Raw genomic sequence first — 22,185 nt, 5'->3', positions numbered from 1 at the left:
TGCGGCCCTGATACTGCGAGGAAAGCTCAGCTGAACTGCGCGAACCGCTTCTGCGACACCCCGTTGATGGTGGTGAACGCGCCGCCGGCGGCGAAGGCGTCCAGGGCCGGGTTGTTCGCCAGGGTGAGGACACCCTCGATGCCGTTCATGTTCGCCGCCCAGTCCCGCAGGTGCCCGTCGTCCACGGCGAGGGCCGCCAGCTTGACCCGGTCGTCCTGGCCGTCGAGGCACACACCCTGGGTTCCCGTACGGGTGGTGCGGCACGCGTGGTCGAAGTGACCGCCCACGTACACGGTGTCGCCGAGGGTGGTGACCGCCTGCGCATCGCCGTCGAAGGTGGCGCTCCAGCGCTTGCCGCCGGTGAGCGTGTACGCCGCCGCGGTGCCGCCCTGCCCGCCGTGCGCGGTATAGACGCTGTCGGCGGTGACCGCGATCGCGAAGACGATCACCGCCGGCTTGGGCTTGAAGCCGGTGACGATGGCGGCCGACGCCGGGTCCAGCGCGACCAGGCGGTCGTACCCGCTGGTGCTGTTGACCTTGTGGAACTTGCCGCCGACGTAGACCCGGCCGCTCGCGGTCGCCAGCGCCTCGACCTGGTCGTCGACGATCGGCTTCCAGGCGGCGTCGAGGGCGCCGGTCGCCAGGTCGAAGGCGGCGAGCCGGGTGCGTACCTGGCCGCTGACCTTGGTGATCGTGCCGCCGACGTACAGCCGCCCGTTCGCGGCGGCCAGGGCGTACGGTTTGCCGTCGATCGCGTGCTTGAACGTGGTGGAGACGGCGCCGCTGGTCGCGTCGAGCCGGGCCAGGCTGTCCCGCTTCTGGCCGCTGACGTAGTTGAACTCGCCGCCGATGTAGACGGACGTGCCGTTGAGGGCGATCGCCTTGACCCGGGCGTCCGCGGTGGGCGCCCAGGGCAGCAGTTCGCCGGTGTACGCGTTGACCGCCGCGAGCCGGGTCCGCGGATAGCTCTTGCCCTTGACGATGGCCGACGTGAAGTCGCCCCCGATGTAGACCGTGCTGCCCGAGTACGCCACGGCCAGCACTGTCCCGTTGAAGCTCGGCACGGCGTCCGACGTGGTCGACGGCGCCGCCTGCGCGGGAGCCGCCGCCGTGGCGAGGACCGCACCGACGGCCGCCAGAACGACCATGCACTGCTTGCGAAGTTTGCCCCTGTACGTCACTTCCCGAACGTAACTGTATTGATGCAGGTTATCTAGTGACGAAACGGACCAAAAGTCCCATGGCCGTACGGCTGATGTGCCGCCGTGTGCGAGAGTCACCGGCGTGAACGTCGCGGTCATCGGGCTCGGTCTCATCGGTGGTTCGCTGCTGCGGGCCCTCGCCGCCCACGGGCACCACGTCACCGGCTACGACATCGGCGCGGCGACCCGGCGGGCCGCCGCCGCCCTCGCCCGCGCCGCCGAGGCGCCGCCGGTCGCCGACCCCGAGACCCGCCCGGTCGGGATCAAGGGTGGCTGGCGCGTCGCCGACAGCATCCCGGCCGCCGTCGAGGGCGCCGAGGTCGTGGTGCTGGCCGTACCGTTGCCGGCCCTGCCGCAGGTCGTGGCCGAGCTCGCGGGGTTCGACGGCCTGGTCACGGACGTCACGTCGGTCAAGGGACCGGTGCGGACACTGCTCGGCGATCTCCGGTACGTGGGCGGGCACCCGATGGCCGGCACGGCGGAGTCGGGCTTCCTCGCCGCGGACCCGCACCTGTTCGACGGGTGCGCCTGGGTGCTGTGCCTCGAGGACGAGACGGAGCTGGCGGACTGGGTGCGGCTCGCCGGGCTGTTCACCCCGCTGGGCGCGCGCATCGTGCCGGCTACCGCCGAGGACCACGACGAGGCGGTCGCGCGGATCAGCCACATCCCGCACCTGCTCGCCGCCGCGCTGACCAACCTGATCGACGGGCATCCGCTCGCCGGTGCGCTCGCGGCCGGTTCGTTCCGCGACGGTACGCGGGTAGCCGCCACCCGCGCCGAGCTGATCGCCGCCATGTGCGGAGGCAACGAGGCCGCCGTGCGCCGGGTGCTCCCCGGCGTGATCGAGGACCTGACCGGGTACGCCCGGCGCCTCGCGGAACCCGATCCGGTCGGCGCCCTCACGCCCCTGCTGCACCGGGCGGGGGAGCTGCGGCGGGGCTGGCCGGCTGCTCAGGGCGTACCCGTGAGCCTGGCTCTTGACCGGTCCTCGCTCCTGGAACTCGGACGCGCGGGAGGCTGGGTCACCGGAATCGCCGCCGAAGCCACGGGAATGCGGCCGGAAACTGACCGCAAGGGCTCCTAGTCTCGAGGGGTAACCCGAGGACAGGAGAACGGTCATGCCCGGTCAGGTCGGTCCCGTCAGCAACGAACGCGAAGGCCTCCTCGCCTACCTCGCTCAGATGCGCTACGTCCTGCGCCTCACCGCGTACGGTCTCACCCCGGCCCAGCTGCGCGCCGCCCCGACGGCGAGCCCGCTCACGGTCGGCGGCCTGATCAAGCATTGCGCCTCGACCGAGGAGAACTGGATCGCCGTTGTCCGCGGCGAGCCCCGCCCGGTCGACTACCAGGCCTACGAGACCAACTTCAGCCTGACGGACACCGAAACCCTCGACGAGGTCCTGGCCCGCTACGACGCGGTGGCCGCCCACACCGAGAAGACGATCGCGGAGATCCCGGACCTCGGCCGGGACGTGCCGGTCGACCACTCGGTGCCGTGGAACCCCAAGGACGTCGACAACTGGTCGGTGCGCTGGGTCCTGCTCCACCTGATCCAGGAGACCGCCCGGCACGCGGGCCACGCGGACATCATCCGCGAGGCGGTCGACGGCGGCACGGCGTACCCCCTGATGGCGGCGGCCGAGAACTGGCCGGACTCCCCCTGGATGCGCAAGTGGCGGCCGGCCTGACCTTCTCGTCAGGGGCCGGCCGCGATGGTTCGCAGGCCCTCATCGATGAAATTGATCATCCAGGTGAAGCTGTCGTCGACGGCCGCGTCGAACTGGAAGCCGCCGGCCGCCTCCACGGTCGCGAATCCGAGCAACGCGCTGCGCATCATGCGCAGCGCGTGGATCTCCTGGGCCGGGTTCAACCTGTACCCGCGCACCATGGCCGCCCAGGAGGCCACCACCCGCTCGACGGCGGCGACGAGCGGGTCGTCGGGGCCGCTCGCCCTGGCGGCGTTGCCTGCCGTGTAGCGGCCGGGGTGCTCCAGCACCCACTTCCGCATGGCCTGCGCTCCGGCCGCGAGGGCCTCGCCGCCGGCCCGGCCCTGGATCGCGTCCCGGATGGCGTCGGCGAACTGGTGGTGGGTCAGGACGGCGATCCGGTGGGCGAGGTCCGCCTGCCCGGCGACGTGCTTGTAGAGCGATGGGGTCCGGACGCCGAGCCGCTCGGCGAGCACGCCCATGCTCAGCTGCTCGAAGCCGATCTCGTCGACCAGTTCGGCGGCGGCCTCGGTGACGGAGGCCGTCGTGAGCCCGGGCCTAGGCATCGGCCAGCGTCCGGCTCAGGAAGGGCAGGGCGAGCTCGAGGACCCGGTCGGGAGTCTGGGCGTGCGGGTAGTGGCCGGCGCCCTCGATGACGACGAGCTCCCCGAGCCCTCGGGGCAGATCGGCGATGATCTTCTCGCCCTCGGCGCGCGGGTCGGCCCAGTCGGGGTCGAGGCTGCCCTCGACGACCAGGACCGGACAGGCGACCTTGGGCAGGGCCGCGCCGGCGTCCGCCGGGCTGGTTTTGCACATGGCCTGCAACGCCTTCATCCGGCCGGGCTCGCTGAGCTTGGCCTCGATGCGCCCGAGCTCGGCGGCCCAGTCGGCAGGCTTGGTCGGCATCGCCACGTCGAGGTACTTCTTCCAACTCGCCAGGCTTCCCCGGACCATGACCTGCGCCAGCTGCAAGTACCCGGACCGGAAGCGCTTCACCCGCAGCAGCCCGCCGACGTCCAGGGACTGTGCCCGGGTGAACGGCGCCAACTCGATGACCCCGCGGATCAGGTCGGGCGCGGTCGCGGCCGCGATGGTCGCGGCCCCGCCGCTGATGGACTGGCCGACGAGCACGGCCGGCCCCCCGAGGTGGCGCACGAGGGCGACGAGGTCACCCGCGATGTCGGTACGGCTGTAGCCGTCCCAGCCGAGACTCGAGTCCCCGCAACCGCGGATGTCGACGTTGGCAACCCGGTAGCCGGCGGCGGCCAGCGCCGGGGCGACGAAGCGGTAGGAGTGGCGGCTGTCGCCGATGCCGTGCGCCAGGACCACGAGCGGCCCCTGCCCCGTCACGTCGTAGGCGATCGTGTTGCCGGCTATGTCCAGGTATTCAGTCATGACGTCCTCCACGGCGCTGGCTAATGCGATTAGCTAGAGGCTAACGACATTAGCCAACGACGTCAATCGCCGTGAGGCCACACAGAAAAACGCCCCGCACCTCGATCGAGGTGCGGGGCGTCTGCCCTGCTGCTGGCGGTGGTGAAGGGATTTGAACCCTTGGAGGGCTTGCACCCTCACACGCTTTCGAGGCGTGCTCCTTAGGCCGCTCGGACACACCACCGCGAAGTAGGTTACCCGACCGGTCCGGACCTCCGCCGCCGGGTTACCCCCAAGCGTGAACGGGCAGGTCGCGGCCTGGCAGGATCGCTGGCATGAGTGTGCACATCGGCGCGCAGCCGGGCGATATCGCCGAGCGGGTCCTGCTTCCCGGGGATCCGATGCGGGCGAAGTGGATCGCCGAGACCTTTCTGACCGATCCGGTCTGCTACACGCAGGTGCGGGGGATGCTGGGTTTCACCGGTACGTGGCAGGGGGTCCGCGTTTCGGTGCAGGGGTCGGGCATGGGCATGCCGTCCGCGTCGATCTACACGCATGAGCTGATCAACGAGTACGGCGCCACGTCGCTGATCCGGATCGGGTCGTGCGGGGCGCTGGCCGAGGAGCTCCAGCTGGGCGACGTGATCGCGGCGATCGGGTCGGCCACCGACTCGAACATGAACCGGGTGCGGTTCGACGGCCTGGTCGACTACGCGCCGGTGGCCGATTTCGGGCTGCTGCGGACGGCCGCCGACGTCGCCGAGAGGCGGGGGGTCGCGCTGCGGGTGGGCCCGATCCTCGCCGCCGACGCGTTCTACACCGACCGGCCCGACCTGTACGACTCGCTCGCCGACTACGGCGTGCTCGCGGTCGAGATGGAGTCGGCCGCGATCTACACCATCGCGGCGCGCTACCGGGCGAAGGCGCTGACCATCCTGACCGTCAGCGACCACATCAAGCGCGGCGAGAAGATGGACTCCGCGCAGCGCGAGCAGGGCTTCTCCGACATGGTGCGGATCGGCCTCGACACCGCGATCGCCTGACAGGAGCTAACGGAAGAAGTCGCGCATCAGGGCGGCGCACTCGGCCTCGAGCACCCCGGAATACACCTCCGGGCGGTGGTTGAGGCGCCGGTCCCGCACCACGTCCCAGAGCGAGCCCACGGCACCGGTCTTCGGCTCCCAGGCGCCGAAGACCAGCGTGCCGATGCGGGCCAGGACCAGCGCGCCGGCGCACATCGTGCACGGTTCCAGGGTGACCACGAGCGTGCAGCCGGACAGCCGCCAGCTGCCGGTGAGCAGGGCGGCCCGCCGCAGCGCCAGGATCTCGGCGTGCGCGGTCGGGTCGCCGGTCGCCTCCCGTTCGTTGCCGGCGGCGGCCAGCTCGTTGCCGCCGGCGTCGTAGACGACCGCGCCGACGGGCACGTCCTCCGGGAACGCGGACGCGACGGCCAGCGCCCGCCGCATCCACGTCTCGTGCCGGGGGCCCGGTATCACGCCTCGCGCAGCTCCTCGAGCTCGTCGCCGCAGCCGAGCTTCTGGCAGATCTCGGCGGTGACGTCCGACGGCATCATGCCCTCGAGCGCGCACAGCGTCAGCAGCCGGTGCGAGCTGACCCCGAGGTCGGCCAGCAGTTCCACGTCCCCGACCGGGTCGGCGTCCGGGTCGGCGGCGGGCCGGTCGTCCTCGTCGTCGTCCGAGCCGCCACCGGAGGCCAGCTCGTCGATCTCCAACGCCGGCGTCTCCACGTCCGCGAGCAGCAGCGCCCCCAGCCGCGACTCGTCGGCGAACGCCGAGTCCGAGCCGAAGACCCGCAGGTCCTCGATCTCGTCGAGCCGCAGGATGACCAGATACTGATCGTCGGCCTCGACGAAGAGCAGCGACAGGTCGGCGTCGGGCTCCACATCCCGCAGCCGGTCCACCACCTCATCGATGTCGGCCAGCCCGGCGAGCTCCAGCTCCGACGCCGTCCAGCCGTTCTTGCCCCGAGCGACGGCGGCAGCGAAAGTCGACACGATTACCCCCACGAGCGTCTGTTCTCAGCGAGTGACGGTAGCTGCTGCATCGGCTCCAGTGCAGCGCCACGCCCCGAAGGAGACAAGTGGTGGGTCTCGCTTTTTTCACCGTACGGCCACCGCACCCCACCGTGGCACACGGCCGGCAGCCTGCCGTCCCGGCCCGATCACCCCGCTTCCGGCCGAGGAGCGGCCCCACCGATGGTCCCCCGCCGACACAATGACCCGGTGATGCGACGTCGGTTGACCGCGCTCGGAGTCGCCGGCCTCGTCCTCGTCGCCGGCCTGCTGGTCCGCGTGTACGCCCCAGATCTGATCGCGCAGCCCGCCGGCACGATGCTCTACGCGGCGCTCGTCTATGTCGGTGTGTTCGTTCTTCGCCCCGGAACCAGCCCGGTTCCCGCCGGCCTGGTCGCGGTCGGGTTCTGCTGGCTTGTCGAGTTCGCGCAGCTCACCGGGTTGCCCGCCGATCTTTCCGAGCGCAGCCTCGTGGCACGGCTGGTGCTGGGCAGCGAGTTCGACTGGGCCGACGTCGCCTGGTATCCGGTCGGCGTGGTTCCGCTGGTCGTCGCGTGCCTGATCCTGCGTCCCGAGGGCCCGGGTTTGCGCGGCGCCTGACGGGGGCACCGTCTTGCACTTGTGATCACTGTCGTGCCGCTGGTGCTGCTGGCCGGCGTCCTGGGGTTCGCCGTGGCGCGGCCGCGCGGGCTGCCCGAGGCGGTCGCGGCCGTGCCCGCCGCGGTGATCGTCGTCGCGACCGGGCTGGTGCCGTGGCGCGACGCTCTCGGGGAACTGGCCGGCCTCGGGCCCACGGTCGCCTTCCTGGCGGCGGTCCTGCTCCTCGCCTATCTCGCGGACGAGGCCGGGGTCTTCCGGTACGCCGGAGCGATCGCCGCCCGGTGGAGTCACGGCTCGCCGCGGCGGCTGCTCGGCATCGTCTTCGTCATCGCCTCCGCGGTCACCGCCGCGCTCAGCCTCGACGCCACCGTCGTGCTGCTCACCCCGGTCGTCTTCGCCACCGCCTCGACCCTGGCCGTACGCCCCAAGCCGCACGTGTACGCCTGCAACCACCTGGCCAACTCGGCGTCCCTGCTGCTGCCCGTCTCCAACCTCACGAACCTGCTGGCGATGTCCGCGGCCGGCCTGTCGTTCCTGTCGTTCGCCGGCCTCATGGCGCTGCCGTGGCTGGCGGTCATCGCGGTCGAGTACCTGATCCTGCGCCGCTTCTTCGCCGACGACCTGGGCACGCCGGCGCAGCCCGCCCCGGTCGCCCGGCCCGATCCGCCGCGGTTCGCGCTGGCGGTGCTCGGCGCCACCCTCGCCGGTTTCGCGGCCGCCGGTCCGGTGGGGGTGCACCCCGCCTGGGTGGCGTTGATCGGGGCGCTCGCTCTGGCCGTACGCCGCAAGGAGCGCATCGGGACGCTCGTCCGCAAGGCGAATCCGGGGTTCTGTCTTTTCGTGCTGGCCCTCGGCGTGGTCGTGCTGGCGGTCAGCCGCGGCTCGTTCGGGGCGCTCGTGGACCGGGTCGCGCCGCACCGGGCCGACCTGCTCGGGCTGCTGCTCATGGCGGGGCTGGCGGCGGTGCTGGCCAACCTGCTCAACAACCTGCCGGCCACGCTCATGCTGCTGCCGCTGACCGCGCACTCGCCCGGCCTCGTGCTGGCGGTCCTGCTCGGTGCCAACATCGGACCGAATCTCACGTACGTGGGTTCGCTCGCGACCCTGCTGTGGCGGCAGATCCTGCACGGCCGGGGGCATCCGCCGGCGACCGGCGAGTTCCTGCGGCTCGGCGCGCTGACCGTGCCGGCGTGCCTCGTCGCGGGAGTGGCGGGACTGTGGCTGAGTCTGCGAGTGTCGGGCCTGTGAAGGTCATGGTGTGGCTGACCGAGGGCACGTGGCAGGCCTGTGCCGACGCGGCGCGGGAGTTCGGCGGCGAGATCACCCTGCTGCACGTCGTGGACGTGGACACCGAGGCGGCGCTGAGCGGGTCGGCGGGGCTCCTCGGACGGGTGACCGGGGCGGACCCGGGGGAGTTGCTCGCGGCGGCCGAACGCAGGCTGGTGGACGCGGCCACCGAACGGCTCGGCCGAGAGGTCGAAACGCTCACTCTGCGTGGTCGGCCGGAACGGGAAGTAGTCACTGCCTGCGCTGGGGCGGATCTGCTGATCCTGGCCCGTGACGGGGACCGGAGCCGGCTCGGGCCGCGCAGTCTCGGGCACCGCACCCGCTTCGTCGTTGATCACGCACCGTGTCGTATTTTGCTGGTCTGGCCGGACGGGCCGCCCGGGATCGCGTCGATTCCATGATCAAATACGCTGGCCAGATGACGGATGCGTGTCGGTACCGTTTCGTCGAATCGAGCCCGGACCCACGACCAGCGACAACTACTGAGAGTGCCGGCTAGGAAGCCGCCCTAATACGGGCACCTCCCCGCAAGTCTCGCGGCCGAAAACCACCGGATCGGACAATGTGGTCCGTCCTGCCGTCGAAAAACTTTCACAGATTCGCATCGCGCAGAGTCGCGGTCAGTTGTCATAAGGTCGACACGTGAGAGTTGAGAAGCACTGGTGGAATGGTGACGTCCGACTTGCGCGCCGGGACGTCTACGTCCGCACCGACGGAGATGTCTGGGAGGTCGAGGCCCAGATGGGCGGCCCCCAGGGCAAATCCAAGGTGCAGCAGTGTCCGGGAAAGGCCTCCGCGCTGATCCTGGCAGACGCGTGGCGGGGTCCACGCTGGCAGTGGCGTCAGCTCTAGGACGCCAGGAGCCGGGCTGCGCCGCACGCATCCTTCTCACGGCCAGCCGTTGATCGGGCCGGACCCTTCGGGGTCCGGCCCGCATCTGTTACACCGTCCTGATGCGCCCACCGGCCGGTCAGGTCCTGCACTTCTCCGAAGATCCGCACATCACCCGCTTCGCGCCGCCCGGCTCACTGAGCCCGTACGTGTGGGCCCTGAACGCCGAGCAGGCTCCCGCGTACTGGTTCCCCCGCGACTGCCCGCGCGTCCTGGCCTGGCCCGGTCCGCGCACCACGGTCGCCGACCGCGGCCTGTTGCAGGACCACCGCGTGCATGCCATCGAGTACGGCTGGCTGGGTCGACTGCGGACGGTGCTGCTGTACGCGTACCGCTTCGACGCCCGCCCGTTCCGTCCCCTGGGGACCCCCGACCCGTACGCGATGGTGGCGACGGAGGCGGTGCAGCCGCTCGGCCCGCCCGAGCCGGTGGGCGACCTCCTCGCGCTGCACGAGCGGGCCGGCATCGAACTCCGCCTGCTGCCCAGCCTCTGGAAACTGCACGACCTCGTCGCGGCCTCATCGCTCCAGTTCAGCTGCATCCGCATGCGCAATGCGGATGCTTCCGCGTGATCCGGACGGACGCTTTGTGCGCCATCAGCTGTTCGGCCACACCTACCCTGGAACCTCCTCCCACCAGGCCGAAAGCGATGCCATGCACGCCACCGTGACCGACCATCGCACCGACGTAGCCGTGCTCAAACTCAAGGGCGAGCTCGACTCCGACACCTCCGCCCAACTCCACGACCTCCTCGCGCAGCTGCTGGAACGGCCGGTACCCCGCATCGTGGTCGACCTCTCGGCCCTCCACTTCTGCGACTCGGTGGGCCTCAGCGCCTTCGTCACCGCCAAACAGGTGATCACGGCCCGGGGCGGCTGGATGAGCTTCGCGGGGGCCAACCGCTTCCTGGTCGACCTGCTGGACACGGTCGGCCTGAGCCGCTACTTCGCCATCTTCGCCGAGGTCGACGACGCCATCGCGGCCGCCCAGATCTGACGGCAGCGGGTAGGGTGCGGCGCATTCATGCCGTTCCCGCCCCCGTCGTCCCCTGAGAGGACCGATGAAGATGATCCGAAGGCTCGCCAGGTCGGTTGCCGCCCCTGGGCGTTCGCGGGTCGGCCGCGTGTTCGCGGCGTCGATCGTCGCCGCGATCGCGGTCGCCGGTCTGAACGTGGCCTCCGCGTCGCCCGCGTCGGCGGCGGCGGGAAGCTGGACCGACTACGGCAACCGGAACCCGATCACCTCCAGCTCCGCCACCTGGAAGTGCAACGGCACGGTCGCCATCACCAGCGGCGTCGGCGCCCAGGTATGCGCCATCAGATCGTCCGGTGGCGGCGCCACCCAGGCCGCGATCATCGTGCGCAACAACCTGTCCGGCGCGTACTGGATCGGCGGCCACGTCGAGCTGTGGGACTGGGCCAACACCCAGCGCATCAGCGCCTGGGACTGCGCCGGCCACGACGTCCGGAGCAACACCTGGTCGGTGTGCTTCGGCAAGACCCTGACCTTCGGCGCGTACGTCAACGCCAAGGGCAACGCGGGCGGCAAGAACCTCGGCCTGACCGGTCGCGTCTGACCCGTACCAGCGTCTTGGCGCGCGTGTGGCCTGGGGTTTCAGGGCCTGCGGTATCGTCGCGTCCTGACGGGTGTCGATGCGTGGTGACGGGGGAGGTCACGATGCCGCACAGCGGTGACGAGCTCGGTGCTGATCTGGTGGACCTGTGGGAGGCCGGGCAGTACGAGTTGAAGCCGGTGGCGGCGCAGATCCGCGAGGCCGCGGGGCAACTCCTGCTGGCCGACACCGTCGGCTACAACTGGTATCGCGACGGCAAGCTCGGTGGCCCGTACGGTCCCGCGAAGCCGGCCTGGGAGAGCCTGCGTGACGAGTTCTTCGAGGTCCTCAAGGAGACGGCGGAGAACCTGGACCTGACCGGCGATGCGATGGTGATGGCCGCCGACGAGTACGCCGGCACGGACAGCGTCGCGGCGAAGAAGTTCGAGGAGCTGAAGCCCGCGGTAATTGCTGCGCACCCCGAGGGGACGCCGCAGTGAGTTACGAGCAGCTCGCGGACCACGCCGCGAAGCTCGAGATGTCCGCGATCGAGATGGACCTCAAGCAGCGCGGTTTCCAGAAGAACGGCAACAAGTGGTACGGCGGCTCGGGCATCACCGACGACCAGATGCAGGAGGTCGTCACCTCGACCGCCGGCCGCTTCGCCGGCGTGGCGGAGATGTTCGCGCCGTTCCTCGGCATGCCCGTGCCGGCCGGGTTCGACCCGGCGATCTCGGCGATCACCTCGGCCGCGACCACGCTCAACAACGGCACCGCCCCGGACGTCATGAACAACGTCGGCGTGACCGTCAATCAGGAACTGGGCGGCATGGACCGGGTCGGCACCCTGGTCGCGGACTGGCGCGGTCCGGCGGCGACCGCGTTCCGCAACAACTATCTCGACCGGTTCAAGGGCGTGACCGCGAACCAGTACGCCATGGCGCTGACGTTGAAGGGTGGCCTCGAAGCGGAGCGCGCCCTGTGGAAGGCCGCGCGGGAAAGCGTCGACCAGCTGGCCCACGCTGCCCAGCAGTCGCTGGACGCCATGCTCGACTGCAACCCGAAGGAGACGTCCTGCCTGCTCACGGTCGTCGGATCGATCTTCGCGGTGGCTGCCGCGGTGCCGAGCCTCGGCGCCTCCCTGGCGGTCACCCTGACGGTGGTCGGCGAGGTCGCGTCGTCCGCGGGGTCGATCCCGAGAGAGGACCCGAAGCCGCTGCGCTTCAACGGCAAGAACGCGATGGCGATCGTGGAACAGGTCCGCAGGGGTCTCGAAGAGCTGGCCAAGGACATCAACGACAAGGAGCGGGTGATCGCCGACGCGATGGCGTCCTCCCACTCGGTGCTGTCGGGCAGCCGCGACAGGTTCATGTCGAACCGTCCCGCGCTGGCCGACGCCACCCCCGCGACGGTCACCGGCAACGGCCCCACCGGCCTCGGTACGGCGGAGTGACGTCATGGGTGAGCTCGCGGACCGGATCGACGCCATGCGCGTACGGGCCTCCACCCCGGACGGCGCCGTCACCGGTGAGCTGCACGGCCGGACCAGGCTGACGCTGACCTTCCTGCCGGGCTGGTACGACCTGTGCGACGAGAGCGACCTGGAACGCCGGCTCGCCACGCTGGCGAACCTGCTCTGGGTCGCCCGTACCCGGGAGTATTGGCGGACGTTCAGCGACGTGGCCGGCGAGACCGTCACCGGGGAAGACCCTCCGATCAGCGCCCGTGACCTCGACTGGCGCCAGGAACGCGACGAACTCGTGGCGCGCGGCTACTCGCCCGACGGCCGGATCGCGGTCAAATCGGTCGGCATGCGCCAATGGGAAGTGCACATCAGCCCGGGTACGGTACGGGCGCTGTCCGAGCAGGAGTTCGCCGAGGCCGCGGCCCAGGCGGCCGGTGAGCTGATCAACGACCAGTTCACGAAGATCGCAGCCCTGTCGAACAAGTACTACGGCCACGAAGGGGTCTGACCAGTGCGAGGCAGAATCTGGCCGGCCGCCGTCGCAGCGGTCGTCGTCGTGCTGGCGGTCGTCGCCGTGGTCCTGCTGACCCGCGACGACGAGTCCCCACAGGCCCAATGCCGCCTGGTCACCCCGCCGTCGACAGCGCCGGTCAACGACACCACCACCGTACGTATCACCGAGCAGGGCTACACCGAGGTCCGATCGCCGGGCAGCACGACCGTCACCATCGGCGCGGTCCTGGAGAACCCGAGCGACCGCGTCGCCTACCGCACCCGGGTCACCTTCGACGTCCTCGGCCCCGTCGGCGCCAGCGTCGTCAACGAGGTCTTCCGCCGATTCCAGACCCTCGAAGTCCCCCTCATCCTGCCCGGCGCCAAGGTCCCGATCGGCGACTCCCTGGGCCTCGCCCGCTCCACCACGGCGAACAGCGTCTCGATCAAGCCCGTCGTCACCCGGTGGCTGCCGGCCGGCGACGGCAACGACGGTCTGGCGCCGGTGACAACCACCCTCGTCCCCGAAAAGACCACCCGAGACGCCGACGGCTCCGGGGTCATCACCTACAACGCCCGCTCGGCCAACTGCACCGACCTGGTCTCCCGAGGCTCGTCCTACATCCTGCGCGACCCGTCGGGAAAACTCATCGGCGGCGGCGTGTCCAACGACCCGGAGGGCTCCGGCTGCGACACCTCCGAGAACCGCTACACCAACACCTTCAACACCGCGCTGCGCAGCATCCCCCAGCAGGCCGACCTCCCCAAGACCGAGGTGGCCTCCCTGTGCGACCTCAGCCCACGCCCGACGACCACGAGCACCGACGCACCCATCAACTAAGGGCGAGACGCCCGGAACAAACCAACGGCGCTGGGGTCCCGGCGAAAGCAGTGAAGGCCGGACCGTCAGGTCCGGCCTTCCACGTCTGCCCTGGTGAGAGCTGGCGGAGGATACGAGATTCGAACTCGTGAGGGTGTGAACCCAACACGCTTTCCAAGCGTGCGCCCTAGGCCTCTAGGCGAATCCTCCGTCGAACAGGATACAGAACCGTCCGAACCGGTTTCCGCGGGAGTGCCCGCCGGGCGTCCCGGGGCTCCGGGTAGGCTGTCCCACAGCCCCTCGTGCGGCGCGTACCCCGTGAACCTCCCCAGGGCCGGAAGGCAGCAAGGATAAGCGGGCTCTGGCGGGTGCACGGGGGGTCCTTCACTTCTGGGGCACGCCGTTTGTTCTTGTCACACCCTCGACGGAGAATGGCGCGGTCGTCAGGAGGAGGCAGGAGTGGCACTGGCCCTGTACCGCAAGTATCGGCCTCGCACGTTTGCCGAGGTCATCGGGCAGGAGCACGTTACCGAGCCGCTGTCGCAGGCGCTGCGGAGCGGGCGGCTGCACCACGCCTATCTGTTCTCCGGGCCGCGCGGGTGCGGCAAGACCTCCAGCGCCCGGATCCTGGCCCGGTCGCTGAACTGTGAGCAGGGTCCCACTCCCGAGCCGTGCGGGGTGTGCGGCTCGTGCAGGTCGCTGGCCAACGACGGCGCCGGGTCCATCGACGTCATCGAGATCGACGCGGCCAGCCACGGCGGCGTCGACGACGCGCGTGAGCTGCGGGAGAAGGCGTTCTTCGCCCCCGCGAGCAGCCGCTACAAGATCTACGTCATCGACGAGGCGCACATGGTCTCGTCGGCCGGCTTCAACGCGCTCCTCAAGCTCGTCGAGGAGCCGCCGGACTACGTCAAGTTCATCTTCGCCACGACCGAGCCGGAGAAGGTGCTCGGCACGATCCGGTCGCGGACCCATCACTACCCGTTCCGGCTGATTCCTCCGGCGACGCTGCGGCCGTACCTGCAGCAGTTGACCGAGGCTGAGGGCGTACACGTGGACCCGGCTGTTCTTCCTCTGGTCGTCCGGGCGGGCGGGGGCAGCGCCCGGGACACGCTCTCGGTGCTCGACCAGCTCATCGCCGGGGCCGGGCCCGAGGGCGTGGACTACGCGCGGGCCGTCGCGCTGCTCGGTGTCACCGACGTCGCGCTGATCGACGAGATGTGCGACGCGCTGGCCGCCGGGGACGGCGCCGCGGCTTACCAGACGATCGACCGCGTCGCCGAGGCCGGCCACGACCCCCGCCGCTTCGCGTCCGACCTGCTCGAACGTTTCCGCGACCTGATCGTCCTGCAGCAGGTTCCGGACGCGGTCACCAAGGGCCTCATCGACGGCCCGGCCGACCAGCTCGAGCAGATGGGCGCCCAGGCCACCCGCCTCGGCCCGGCGGCCCTCTCCCGCTGCGCCGACATCGTGCACAACGGCCTGGTCGAGATGCGCGGCACGACCGCCCCCCGCCTCCTCCTCGAACTGATCACGGCCCGCATGCTCCTCCCCGGCGCCGACGACTCCAGCGGCGCGCTGCTCCAGCGGTTGGAGCGCATGGAACGGCGGCTCACCCTCACGTCCGACCCCGATTCCGTACGCCCGGAGCACCCGTCCCCGACCACAGCGGCCCCGGCAGCCTCCGCGCCCGGCTCGGTAGCGGGCGTGGGGTTGTCCGCGGCCCGCGCCGCCGCCGCGGCAGCCCGCCGCCCGGGCGCCCCCGGAGCCGCCGCCGAGCCCGCGCAGGCAGCCTCCGCGGCCCCAACCTCCCCGACCCCAACCTCCCCGGCGGCATCCCCCAACGGCGCCTCAGCCGCCACCCCGGACATCCCGCGGCGCGACCCCGGCACGGACCACGCCGGGCCGGCCACCGACGCCCCGGTCCCGCCCAGCGGCGCGGTAGCCACGACGCCGGATGCTGCGCAGCCCGCCGCGCCGGAGCCCCGCCGCGCCGAGCCCCCGCAAGCCCCGTCGCCGCACGAAGCAGCACCTTCGCTGCAACTCGCCGAGTCTTCGCCGCAGCCCGCGGGGCTGTCGCCGCAGCCCGCGGGGCTGTCGCCGCAGCCCGTCGGGTCTTCGCTGCACGGAGCCGCGCCCTCGCGGCAACCCGCCGCCCCCTCGCCGCAACACGCCGGGCCCTCGCCGCAGCACGGCGGACCCTTGCCGCAGCATGCCGGGCCCTCGCCGCAACACGGCGGACCCTTGCCGCAGCATGCCGGGCCCTCGCCGCACGAGCCGCAGCCCGCCGGGCCCGGACAGGCTGGGCCCGGACAGGCCTGGTCCGAGCCGGAGCCGGAGTTCCTCCCCGCCGACGCCGACCCGCAGCCCACCGCGCCCCGGCGCCCCGAGCCGGCCGGACTCATGCCGGACGCCCCCGAGGAGCCCGGCCTCGTCTCCGACACCGTGCCCGGCCAGCTCTCCGCCGCCTCGATCCGCGAAGTGTGGCCCGAGATCATGGTGGCCGTCAGCCGGAAGAGCAAGAAGATCGCCGCCCTGGCCCAGGGCGCCACGGTCCGCGACCTCGAGGGCCAGACCGTCGTCCTGACCTTCCGCTTCCCCGCCCACGCCCGCATGGTGTCGGCGGAACCCCAGCTCATCGCCGACGCCCTCTACGAAGCACTCGGCGGCCGCTGGCAGATCCGCTGCGACGTCGCCGGCGAGGGCGGCGCCTCCCCCGGCTCGGGCGGCCGCCCCGCCCCCCGAGGCCCGCAGGGTGGCGGTCCTGCCCAAGGTCCGCAGGGTGGCGGTGGTCCGGGCCCGCAGGGTGGCGGTCCTGCCCAAGGTCCGCAGGGTGGCGGTGGTCCGGGCCCGCAGGGTGGCGGTCCTGCCCAAGGTCCGCAGGGTGGCGGTGGTCCGGGCCCGCAGGGTGGCGGTCCTGCCCAAGGTCCGCAGGGTGGCGGTGGTCCGGGCCCGCAGGGTGGCGGTCCTGCCCAAGGTCCGCAGGGCGGCGGAGGTCCCGCCTCCAGGGATTCCGGTCCCGTGCAGACCCGGCCGACTCGGGACGACGCTCCCGTCCAGCGAATGCCGGCCCAGGCGTCCGCCTCCCGGGAGACGGCCGGAGGGCCGCAAGCCGCACGCCAGACGACAGGCGGGCCGCAAGCCGCGCGCCAGACCTCGGGTGGACCGCAGGGCGGCCGGCAGTCACCGGCCGACGAGGAGGACGACGGAGGCTGGCCGGAACCGGTCAAGCCCGGCGGCCTCGCGACCCCGCCCGCGAGTCCACATCCGCCCACGGACGAGGACGATGGCGGCTGGCCCGAGCCGGTCCGACCCGGTGCGCGGGCCGCCGACGTTCGGAGTTCCGCCTCGGAGGCAGCCTTCTCACCGGGTTCCGCCGCGATGCCGGAGTCAGGTCCCGGGCCGGCTTCGGCAGACGGCTCCGCAACCGGGCAGGGGGCTGCCGGTGACCCCACGTTCGTGGCGGGACAAGGTTCGATCGACTCCCGTCCGGCCGACGGAACCGCGGCAGGGCGAGGACCCACCGCGCCGGGAGCGGTTGACGGTTCCGGGCCTGGTTCCGCGAGCAGCGGGGAAGCAACCGTGGGCGCGAGCGAAGGGGCGGCAGAACGGATCGTCCCTCGCAACGACCCGCCGGGAGCAAGCGGAGCTGGTGGCGCGAGCCCGTCGAACGGCGGCCACGCCGTGGCGCCCGCGCAATCCTCCGGACTGAGCGGAGCGCGCGCAGCCGCACCGAGCGCGGCCATCGCCGCAGCACGAGCCGCAGCCGCACGCGGTGCCGCGCCGGCGGGCACCCGCGGCAGCGCCCAGGCCCCAGCGCGTGGCGCCGCCCAGGCCTCTGCACGTGGCGCCGCCCAGGCTCCCGCGCGCGGCGCCGGCTCCGCAGCGGCCCCGGCGCCCGCAGGCGCTCCGATGCCCGCAGGCGCTCCGGCGCCCGCAAGGCCAGGCCCCGCCGGCCCGGGAGCGCGGCCGGGTTCCAGGGCGCCCGCCCGGCCCGGCGGGCGGCCGGGTGCCGCCCGCTCCGGCTCATCGGACGCCGGGGCCTGGGCGGATGGTTCGCCCACCGAGGAGGCTCCGTACGACCCCGAGTACGACGGGCCCGCCAAGGCGGACGGCGCGGCCTGGGAGGGGTTCGATCCGGGGGATGAGCCGCTCGACGATGTGATCGACGAGAAGACCGCCCGGCAGAGCAGTGAGCAGCAGGCCGTTCAGTTGCTCCAGGAGGTGTTCGGCGCCGAGAAGATCAGCGAGCCCTGACTCGACCGCGAGGGCCGGCCAGAGACTGCGGCGGACCGGTCGCCGCGGGGCCCGGGCCGCGCCGGCCCGGTCGCCGTCACGAGAACCGGTCGGCCCCGGTGGCGGAAGCCCGGCCGTCCCGGCGCGGGCCGGGTCCGGGCGCCCCGGCGCGGGGCAGGTCCGGCCGTCCCGGCGCGGGCCGGGTCCGGGCGTCCCGGCGCGGGGCAGGTCTGGGCGTCCCGGCGTGGGGCGGGTCCGGGCGCCCCGGTCCGGGGGCCTGCCGGGGTCGCGGGACAATGGAGCGGACCAGCCCTTTGATGCGAGGAGTGACGTATGCGCCCCGGTGGACAGCCGAACATGCAGCAGATCATGAAGCAGGCGCAGAAGATGCAGCAGCAGGTCGCTCAGGCTCAGGCCGAGCTGGCCGAGGCCGAGCTGACCGGGACGGCCGGCGGTGGGCTCGTCACGGTGGTGGTGACCGGGCTGGGCGAGTACAAGTCCGTGAAGATCGATCCTAAGGCGGTCGACGCCGACGACGTCGAGACGCTCGAGGATCTGGTGCTTGCCGCGATCCACAATGCCGCCGAGGCGCAGCGGGAGCTCACCGAGCAGAAGATGGGCCCGGCCACCGGTGGTCTCGGTGGCCTGAGCCTGCCGGGGTTCTGAGTCCGTGTACGAGGGTGCCATCCAGGACCTGATCGACGAGCTGGGGCGGCTTCCGGGTGTCGGCCCGAAGAGCGCCCAGCGGATCGCCTTTCACGTCCTCTCCGCCGATCCCGCCGACGTCAACCGGCTGGCCACCGCCCTGCGCAAGGTCAAGGAGCTGGTCCGGTTCTGTACCACCTGCTTCAACGTGGCCGAGTCGGAGCAGTGCCGGGTGTGCCGCGACACTCGCCGTACGAATGAAGTGCTCTGTGTCGTCGAGGAGCCCAAGGATGTCGTGGCGATCGAGCGGACCGGCGAGTTCCGGGGGCGGTATCACGTCCTGGGTGGCGCCATCAATCCGCTCGAGGGGATCGGGCCGGACAACCTGCGGATCCGGGAGCTGCTCGTGCGGCTCGGTACGGGCGAGGTCAAGGAGTTGATCCTGGCCACCGACCCGAACACCGAGGGCGAGGCGACGGCCACCTATCTGGCCCTCATGGTGAAGCCGATGGGCATCGCCGTGACCCGGCTGGCGAGCGGCCTTCCGGTCGGCGGTGACCTCGAGTACGCCGACGAGATCACGCTGGGCCGGGCTTTCGAAGGGCGACGCGCCGTTTGACGGGTTCCTCCGGGAGGGCGCACATTTCGTCCGTTACGGTGCGGGCGTACGGATGTGCTTCCCCGGAGAGATCACGCTGCCATCACGGCGCGGCCTGAACTTGGTTACGAGGACTGAAGGGGCTTGACCGGCGACGCCGAGTACGTGAGCGTTCCTCTCGTGCGAACGGCGCAACCCGTTCGCACGTTCGGCATGCCGGCACCGGCGTCACCATCGCTGGGGCGGGCTGTAGCAGTCCACGTACGCGACAACCGATCGGTTGCCCGCGCGGCGGGGCCGGTCCGACCCGGGGTGCAGCTGGTCCGGCTCGGCGAAGGTGCCGTGGCGCGGTCGCCGGGAGAGGACCGGGCGCTCCATGGTCGTTGGACCCGGCACGGTCTCTGACCAGGTTCCGGTGACGCCGGACCCCGCCGAGGGCAGCGTTCCCGGCAAGGCGATCGAGGGCCGGTCACTCGGCCGCATCGCCTGGACCCGGCTCAAGCGCGACAAGGTCGCCATGTCCGGCGGCTATGTCATCGTCTTCCTCATCCTGGTCGCGATCTTCGCGCCGCTGATCGTGAAGTTCCTCGGCGATCCGCCCAACGAGTTCCACCAGAACCTGATCGACACCAGCACCCTGGCGCCCAAGGGCGGCACGGGAATCAGTGGCGACCACCTGTTCGGTGTGGAGCCGCAGAACGGCCGGGACATCTTCAGCCGCGTCGTCTACGGCGCGCGCATCTCGCTGCTGATCGCGTTCCTGGCGACCGGCCTGTCGGTCGTCATCGGCTCGATCCTCGGCGTGGTCGCCGGCTTCTTCGGCGGCTGGGTCGACGCGCTGATCAGCCGGGCCATGGACGTCTTCCTCGCCTTCCCGCTGCTGGTCTTCTCGATCGCGCTGGCGGGCGTCATCCCGGACAAAGCGTTCGGGCTGACCGGTGACGCGCTGCGGATCGCGCTGCTGGTGTTCATCATCGGCTTCTTCAGCTGGCCGTACATCGGGCGCATCGTCCGGGGGCAGACGCTGTCGCTGCGGGAGCGCGAGTTCGTGGATGCCGCGCGGAGCCTCGGCGCGCGCGGGCCGTACATCATCTTCAAGGAACTGCTGCCCAACCTGGTGGCGCCGATCCTGATCTACGCGACGCTGCTCATCCCGACGAACATCCTGTTCGAGGCGGCGCTGTCGTTCCTCGGGGTCGGCGTGCGGCCGCCCACCGCGAGCTGGGGCGGCATGCTCTCCGACGCCGCCCGGTTCTACACGATCTGGCACTTCATGTTCTTCCCCGGCATGGCGATCTTCATCACCGTGCTCGCCTTCAACCTGTTCGGTGATGGCCTGCGCGACGCGCTCGACCCGAAGGGCCGGCGCTGATCATGTGCCGCACGACTTTCTCGCCAGCCAGGCGGCCCGGAAGCGGGCCGTTCCACCAGGGAGGTTGCTGACAAGTGAACCAGAGAACAAGGGTGCTGGTGGCCGCTACGGCGGCACTGGCGCTCTCATTGACAGCCGCGTGCGGCGGCGACGGCGACGACTCGAGCTCGGGCAGCAAGGCCAAGCCGGAGTTCAACGCCGCCGTCGACAAGATCTTCAACCCTTCCGACAAGAAGGGTGGCACCATTCGCCTGGCGAACGCCGGTGACTGGGACTCGCTCGACCCGGGTGACACCTACTACGGCTACTCGTGGGACTTCCTGCGCCTGTACGGCCGGTCCCTGCTGACGTTCAAGCCTTCCGCGGGCCAGGACGGCAACGAGCTGATCCCGGACCTCGCCGAGAACCTGGGCGAGACCAAGGACAACGGCAAGACCTGGACGTACAAGCTGCGCAAGGGCGTCAAGTACGAGGACGGCACCGAGGTCAAGGCCGCGGACGTCAAGTACGCGGTACTGCGCTCGCTCGACAAGGAGACGTTCCCGAACGGCCCGGACTACTTCCGGCAGTTCCTGAACCTCCCCGAGGGCTACAAGGGCCCGTACAAGTCCAAGGGCGTCAACACCGACTCGGCGATCACGACCCCCGATGACAGCACCGTCGTCTTCCACCTGAAGCAGGCGTTCGGTGGTTTCGACTACCTCGCCGCGCTGACCCAGACGGTTCCGGTGCCGGAGTCCAAGGACAAGGGCGCGAACTACAAGCAGCACGTGATCTCGACCGGCCCGTACATGTTCGACCAGAACAACCTGGGCAAGAACTTCACGCTCAAGCGGAACCCGAACTGGGACCAGGGGACCGACCCGTTCCGTAAGGCGCTGCCGGACGCCTTCGAGGTGTCGCTCAACGTCAACCCGGACGACATCGACAACCGGCTGCTCTCCGGCGACCTCGACATCGACGTGGTCGGCACCGGCGTGCAGCCCGCCACGCTGGGACGCGTCGTCGGCGACCCCACCGCCAAGGCCGGCACGGACAACCCGTACCAGAGCCGGCTCTGGTACACGTCGATCGTCGGCACGGTGAAGCCGCTCGACAACATCGACTGCCGCAAGGCCGTCCTGTACGCCGCGGACCGCACCGGCTACCAGACCGCGTTCGGCGGCCCGCTCGCCGGCGGCGACCTCGCCTCCACGATCATGCCGCCCACCATCCCGGGCTACCAGAAGTACGACCTGTACCCGGCCGGACCGGACAACACCGGCGACGTGGCCAAGGCCAAGGAGGCCCTGGCGGCCTGCGGTCAGCCGAACGGCTTCGAGACCAACATCGCGTACCGCGCCGAGCGGCCGAAGGAGAAGGCGACCGCCGAGTCGCTGCAGCAGTCGCTGGCCCGGGTCGGCATCAAGCTCACGCTCAAGCCGTTCCCGCAGGGTGACTACTTCTCCCAGTACGCCGGCAACCCTCCGTACGTGAAGGCCAACAACATCGGCCTCGCCACCAACGGCTGGGGTGCGGACTGGAACGACGGCTTCGGCTACCTGTCGCAGATTGTCGACAGCCGGGTCATCCGGGAGACCGGTGGCTCGTCGAACGTCAGCGTGCGCGACCCCCAGGTCGACAAGATGCTGGACGAGGCGCTCGGCCTGACCGACGCCAAGGCGCGCGAGGCCAAGTGGGGCGAGATCGACCGCAAGGTCATGGAGGACGCCTTCATCCTCCCCGGCGTCTACGCCAAGGCCCTGCTGATCCGTCCGAAGAAGCTGACCAACGTGTACGTGAACCCGGCGTACAACATGTACGACTACGTGGCGCTCGGCGTCGCGTAACCACCTCTCACGCACTAGTTCCGAATGGGTAGGTGAAGGCAGCAGGCGGCCGGTCCGGGGCGACCCGGGCCGGCCGTCGTAGCC

At 71.1% G+C, this 22,185-nt stretch carries 22 protein-coding genes, 2 tRNA genes, 1 other RNA gene and 1 pseudogene; 19 read left to right on the top strand and 7 right to left on the bottom strand.

The window, feature by feature from the left end; all coding sequences use genetic code 11:
• Positions 1-26: 26 nt before the first annotated feature.
• A complete protein-coding gene (locus CLV70_RS17515) occupies positions 27-1,181 on the bottom strand; it encodes an NHL repeat-containing protein (protein ID WP_245908288.1) in 1,155 nt (384 codons plus the stop codon).
• A 103-nt stretch (positions 1,182-1,284) separates the two neighbouring features.
• On the opposite strand from CLV70_RS17515, the gene CLV70_RS17510 reads away from it, so the two are divergent.
• Together CLV70_RS17510 and CLV70_RS17505 are read left to right on the top strand one after the other, a co-directional pair.
• Complete coding sequence (locus CLV70_RS17510) at positions 1,285-2,286, top strand: prephenate dehydrogenase (protein WP_106127569.1); 1,002 nt, start codon at positions 1,285-1,287, stop codon at positions 2,284-2,286.
• Positions 2,287-2,320: 34 nt separating this feature from the next.
• A complete protein-coding gene (locus CLV70_RS17505) occupies positions 2,321-2,890 on the top strand; it encodes a DinB family protein (RefSeq protein WP_106127568.1) in 570 nt (189 codons plus the stop codon).
• An 8-nt stretch (positions 2,891-2,898) separates the two neighbouring features.
• On the opposite strand, the gene CLV70_RS17500 is transcribed toward CLV70_RS17505, so the two are convergent.
• The 3 genes from CLV70_RS17500 to CLV70_RS17490 all read right to left on the bottom strand — a co-directional run bounded on the left by CLV70_RS17500 (position 2,899) and on the right by CLV70_RS17490 (position 4,526).
• Positions 2,899-3,474: a TetR/AcrR family transcriptional regulator gene (locus tag CLV70_RS17500; RefSeq protein ID WP_106127567.1), complete on the bottom strand. Its 576-nt coding sequence runs from the start codon at positions 3,472-3,474 to the stop codon at positions 2,899-2,901.
• Positions 3,467-4,303: an alpha/beta fold hydrolase gene (locus CLV70_RS17495; RefSeq protein ID WP_106127661.1), complete on the bottom strand. Its 837-nt coding sequence runs from the start codon at positions 4,301-4,303 to the stop codon at positions 3,467-3,469. Before CLV70_RS17495 ends, CLV70_RS17500 begins: the two co-directional genes overlap by 8 nt.
• 133 nt (positions 4,304-4,436) lie before the next feature.
• Positions 4,437-4,526, bottom strand: a tRNA-Ser gene (locus CLV70_RS17490).
• Between the two features lie 91 nt (positions 4,527-4,617).
• Here CLV70_RS17490 and deoD point away from each other — a divergent pair.
• A complete protein-coding gene (deoD, locus tag CLV70_RS17485) occupies positions 4,618-5,325 on the top strand; it encodes a purine-nucleoside phosphorylase (RefSeq protein ID WP_106127566.1) in 708 nt (235 codons plus the stop codon).
• A gap of 6 nt (positions 5,326-5,331) precedes the next feature.
• Here the strand turns inward: deoD and CLV70_RS17480 are convergent, their stop codons facing one another.
• Together CLV70_RS17480 and CLV70_RS17475 are read right to left on the bottom strand one after the other, a co-directional pair.
• On the bottom strand, positions 5,332-5,748 hold the full coding sequence (locus CLV70_RS17480) for a nucleoside deaminase (RefSeq protein ID WP_106127565.1): 417 nt from the start codon (positions 5,746-5,748) through the stop codon (positions 5,332-5,334).
• Between the two features lie 26 nt (positions 5,749-5,774).
• Entirely contained in the window at positions 5,775-6,296 is a 522-nt protein-coding gene (locus CLV70_RS17475) for a tRNA adenosine deaminase-associated protein (protein WP_106127564.1), read from the bottom strand.
• Between the two features lie 231 nt (positions 6,297-6,527).
• On the opposite strand from CLV70_RS17475, the gene CLV70_RS17470 reads away from it, so the two are divergent.
• The 10 genes from CLV70_RS17470 (at position 6,528) to CLV70_RS17420 (ending at position 13,442) form a co-directional block, all read left to right on the top strand.
• Positions 6,528-6,914 (top strand): ribosomal maturation YjgA family protein, encoded by a 387-nt coding sequence (locus CLV70_RS17470; protein WP_245908306.1) that lies wholly within the window; start codon positions 6,528-6,530, stop codon positions 6,912-6,914.
• Between the two features lie 21 nt (positions 6,915-6,935).
• Positions 6,936-8,162 carry an SLC13 family permease gene (locus tag CLV70_RS17465; RefSeq protein ID WP_106127562.1) on the top strand — a complete coding sequence of 409 codons (1,227 nt, stop codon included), beginning with the start codon at positions 6,936-6,938 and terminating at the stop codon, positions 8,160-8,162.
• Positions 8,163-8,167: 5 nt separating this feature from the next.
• On the top strand, positions 8,168-8,602 hold the full coding sequence (locus tag CLV70_RS17460; RefSeq protein WP_245908286.1) for a universal stress protein: 435 nt from the start codon (positions 8,168-8,170) through the stop codon (positions 8,600-8,602).
• Positions 8,603-9,154: 552 nt separating this feature from the next.
• Positions 9,155-9,664: a DUF6886 family protein gene (locus tag CLV70_RS17450; protein ID WP_106127559.1), complete on the top strand. Its 510-nt coding sequence runs from the start codon at positions 9,155-9,157 to the stop codon at positions 9,662-9,664.
• Positions 9,665-9,746: 82 nt separating this feature from the next.
• Positions 9,747-10,088, top strand: coding sequence for an STAS domain-containing protein (locus CLV70_RS17445; RefSeq protein WP_106127558.1), 342 nt, complete (start codon positions 9,747-9,749; stop codon positions 10,086-10,088).
• Between the two features lie 127 nt (positions 10,089-10,215).
• The gene (locus tag CLV70_RS17440; RefSeq protein WP_106127557.1) at positions 10,216-10,668 is read left to right on the top strand and encodes a hypothetical protein; all 453 of its coding nucleotides are present in this window, start codon (positions 10,216-10,218) and stop codon (positions 10,666-10,668) included.
• Positions 10,669-10,769: 101 nt separating this feature from the next.
• Positions 10,770-11,144: a hypothetical protein gene (locus CLV70_RS17435; protein WP_146164083.1), complete on the top strand. Its 375-nt coding sequence runs from the start codon at positions 10,770-10,772 to the stop codon at positions 11,142-11,144.
• Positions 11,141-12,097, top strand: coding sequence for a hypothetical protein (locus CLV70_RS17430; protein WP_106127555.1), 957 nt, complete (start codon positions 11,141-11,143; stop codon positions 12,095-12,097). Before CLV70_RS17435 ends, CLV70_RS17430 begins: the two co-directional genes overlap by 4 nt.
• 4 nt (positions 12,098-12,101) lie before the next feature.
• Positions 12,102-12,617, top strand: a complete 516-nt coding sequence (locus CLV70_RS17425; RefSeq protein WP_106127554.1) for a hypothetical protein — start codon at positions 12,102-12,104, stop codon at positions 12,615-12,617.
• Between the two features lie 3 nt (positions 12,618-12,620).
• A complete protein-coding gene (locus CLV70_RS17420) occupies positions 12,621-13,442 on the top strand; it encodes a hypothetical protein (RefSeq protein WP_106127553.1) in 822 nt (273 codons plus the stop codon).
• Between the two features lie 101 nt (positions 13,443-13,543).
• Here CLV70_RS17420 and CLV70_RS17415 read toward each other — a convergent pair.
• Positions 13,544-13,631: transfer RNA gene (locus CLV70_RS17415), tRNA-Ser, on the bottom strand.
• 81 nt (positions 13,632-13,712) lie between these two features.
• Between CLV70_RS17415 and ffs the strand changes: the two genes are divergently transcribed.
• The 6 genes and pseudogenes from ffs to CLV70_RS17385 all read left to right on the top strand — a co-directional run bounded on the left by ffs (position 13,713) and on the right by CLV70_RS17385 (position 22,101).
• Positions 13,713-13,809, top strand: an RNA gene (ffs, locus tag CLV70_RS17410) — signal recognition particle sRNA small type.
• A gap of 71 nt (positions 13,810-13,880) precedes the next feature.
• Positions 13,881-15,428 (top strand): annotated as a pseudogene (locus CLV70_RS42120) (DNA polymerase III subunit gamma and tau); the annotation flags it as partial.
• Positions 15,429-18,014: 2,586 nt separating this feature from the next.
• A complete protein-coding gene (locus tag CLV70_RS17400; RefSeq protein WP_245908305.1) occupies positions 18,015-18,323 on the top strand; it encodes a YbaB/EbfC family nucleoid-associated protein in 309 nt (102 codons plus the stop codon).
• Positions 18,324-18,327: 4 nt separating this feature from the next.
• Complete coding sequence (recR, locus tag CLV70_RS17395) at positions 18,328-18,921, top strand: recombination mediator RecR (protein WP_106127551.1); 594 nt, start codon at positions 18,328-18,330, stop codon at positions 18,919-18,921.
• 355 nt (positions 18,922-19,276) lie between these two features.
• Positions 19,277-20,272, top strand: a complete 996-nt coding sequence (locus CLV70_RS17390; RefSeq protein WP_106127550.1) for an ABC transporter permease — start codon at positions 19,277-19,279, stop codon at positions 20,270-20,272.
• A 74-nt stretch (positions 20,273-20,346) separates the two neighbouring features.
• Entirely contained in the window at positions 20,347-22,101 is a 1,755-nt protein-coding gene (locus CLV70_RS17385; RefSeq protein WP_106127549.1) for an ABC transporter substrate-binding protein, read from the top strand.
• Positions 22,102-22,185: the final 84 nt, after the last annotated feature.

Source organism: Pseudosporangium ferrugineum (assembly GCF_003002065.1).
Lineage (GTDB): Bacteria > Actinomycetota > Actinomycetes > Mycobacteriales > Micromonosporaceae > Actinoplanes > Actinoplanes ferrugineus_A.
Note: the sequence above shows the minus strand (reverse complement) of the source record. Positions and strands in the feature narration are given on the sequence as shown.

Excerpts from the sequence above, each read along its gene's own strand:
- CLV70_RS17435 (WP_146164083.1), top strand. The coding sequence starts at position 10,770 with ATGCCGCACAGCGGTGACGAGCTCGGTGCTGATCTGGTGGACCTGTGG.
- CLV70_RS17390 (WP_106127550.1), top strand. The coding sequence starts at position 19,277 with ATGGTCGTTGGACCCGGCACGGTCTCTGACCAGGTTCCGGTGACGCCG.
- CLV70_RS17500 (WP_106127567.1), bottom strand. The coding sequence starts at position 3,474 with ATGCCTAGGCCCGGGCTCACGACGGCCTCCGTCACCGAGGCCGCCGCC.
- CLV70_RS17470 (WP_245908306.1), top strand. The coding sequence starts at position 6,528 with ATGCGACGTCGGTTGACCGCGCTCGGAGTCGCCGGCCTCGTCCTCGTC.
- CLV70_RS17450 (WP_106127559.1), top strand. The coding sequence starts at position 9,155 with ATGCGCCCACCGGCCGGTCAGGTCCTGCACTTCTCCGAAGATCCGCAC.
- CLV70_RS17425 (WP_106127554.1), top strand. The coding sequence starts at position 12,102 with ATGGGTGAGCTCGCGGACCGGATCGACGCCATGCGCGTACGGGCCTCC.
- CLV70_RS17445 (WP_106127558.1), top strand. The coding sequence starts at position 9,747 with ATGCACGCCACCGTGACCGACCATCGCACCGACGTAGCCGTGCTCAAA.
- CLV70_RS17460 (WP_245908286.1), top strand. The coding sequence starts at position 8,168 with ATGGTGTGGCTGACCGAGGGCACGTGGCAGGCCTGTGCCGACGCGGCG.
- deoD (WP_106127566.1), top strand. The coding sequence starts at position 4,618 with ATGAGTGTGCACATCGGCGCGCAGCCGGGCGATATCGCCGAGCGGGTC.
- CLV70_RS17400 (WP_245908305.1), top strand. The coding sequence starts at position 18,015 with ATGCAGCAGATCATGAAGCAGGCGCAGAAGATGCAGCAGCAGGTCGCT.
- CLV70_RS17505 (WP_106127568.1), top strand. The coding sequence starts at position 2,321 with ATGCCCGGTCAGGTCGGTCCCGTCAGCAACGAACGCGAAGGCCTCCTC.
- CLV70_RS17495 (WP_106127661.1), bottom strand. The coding sequence starts at position 4,303 with ATGACTGAATACCTGGACATAGCCGGCAACACGATCGCCTACGACGTG.
- CLV70_RS17480 (WP_106127565.1), bottom strand. The coding sequence starts at position 5,748 with ATGCGGCGGGCGCTGGCCGTCGCGTCCGCGTTCCCGGAGGACGTGCCC.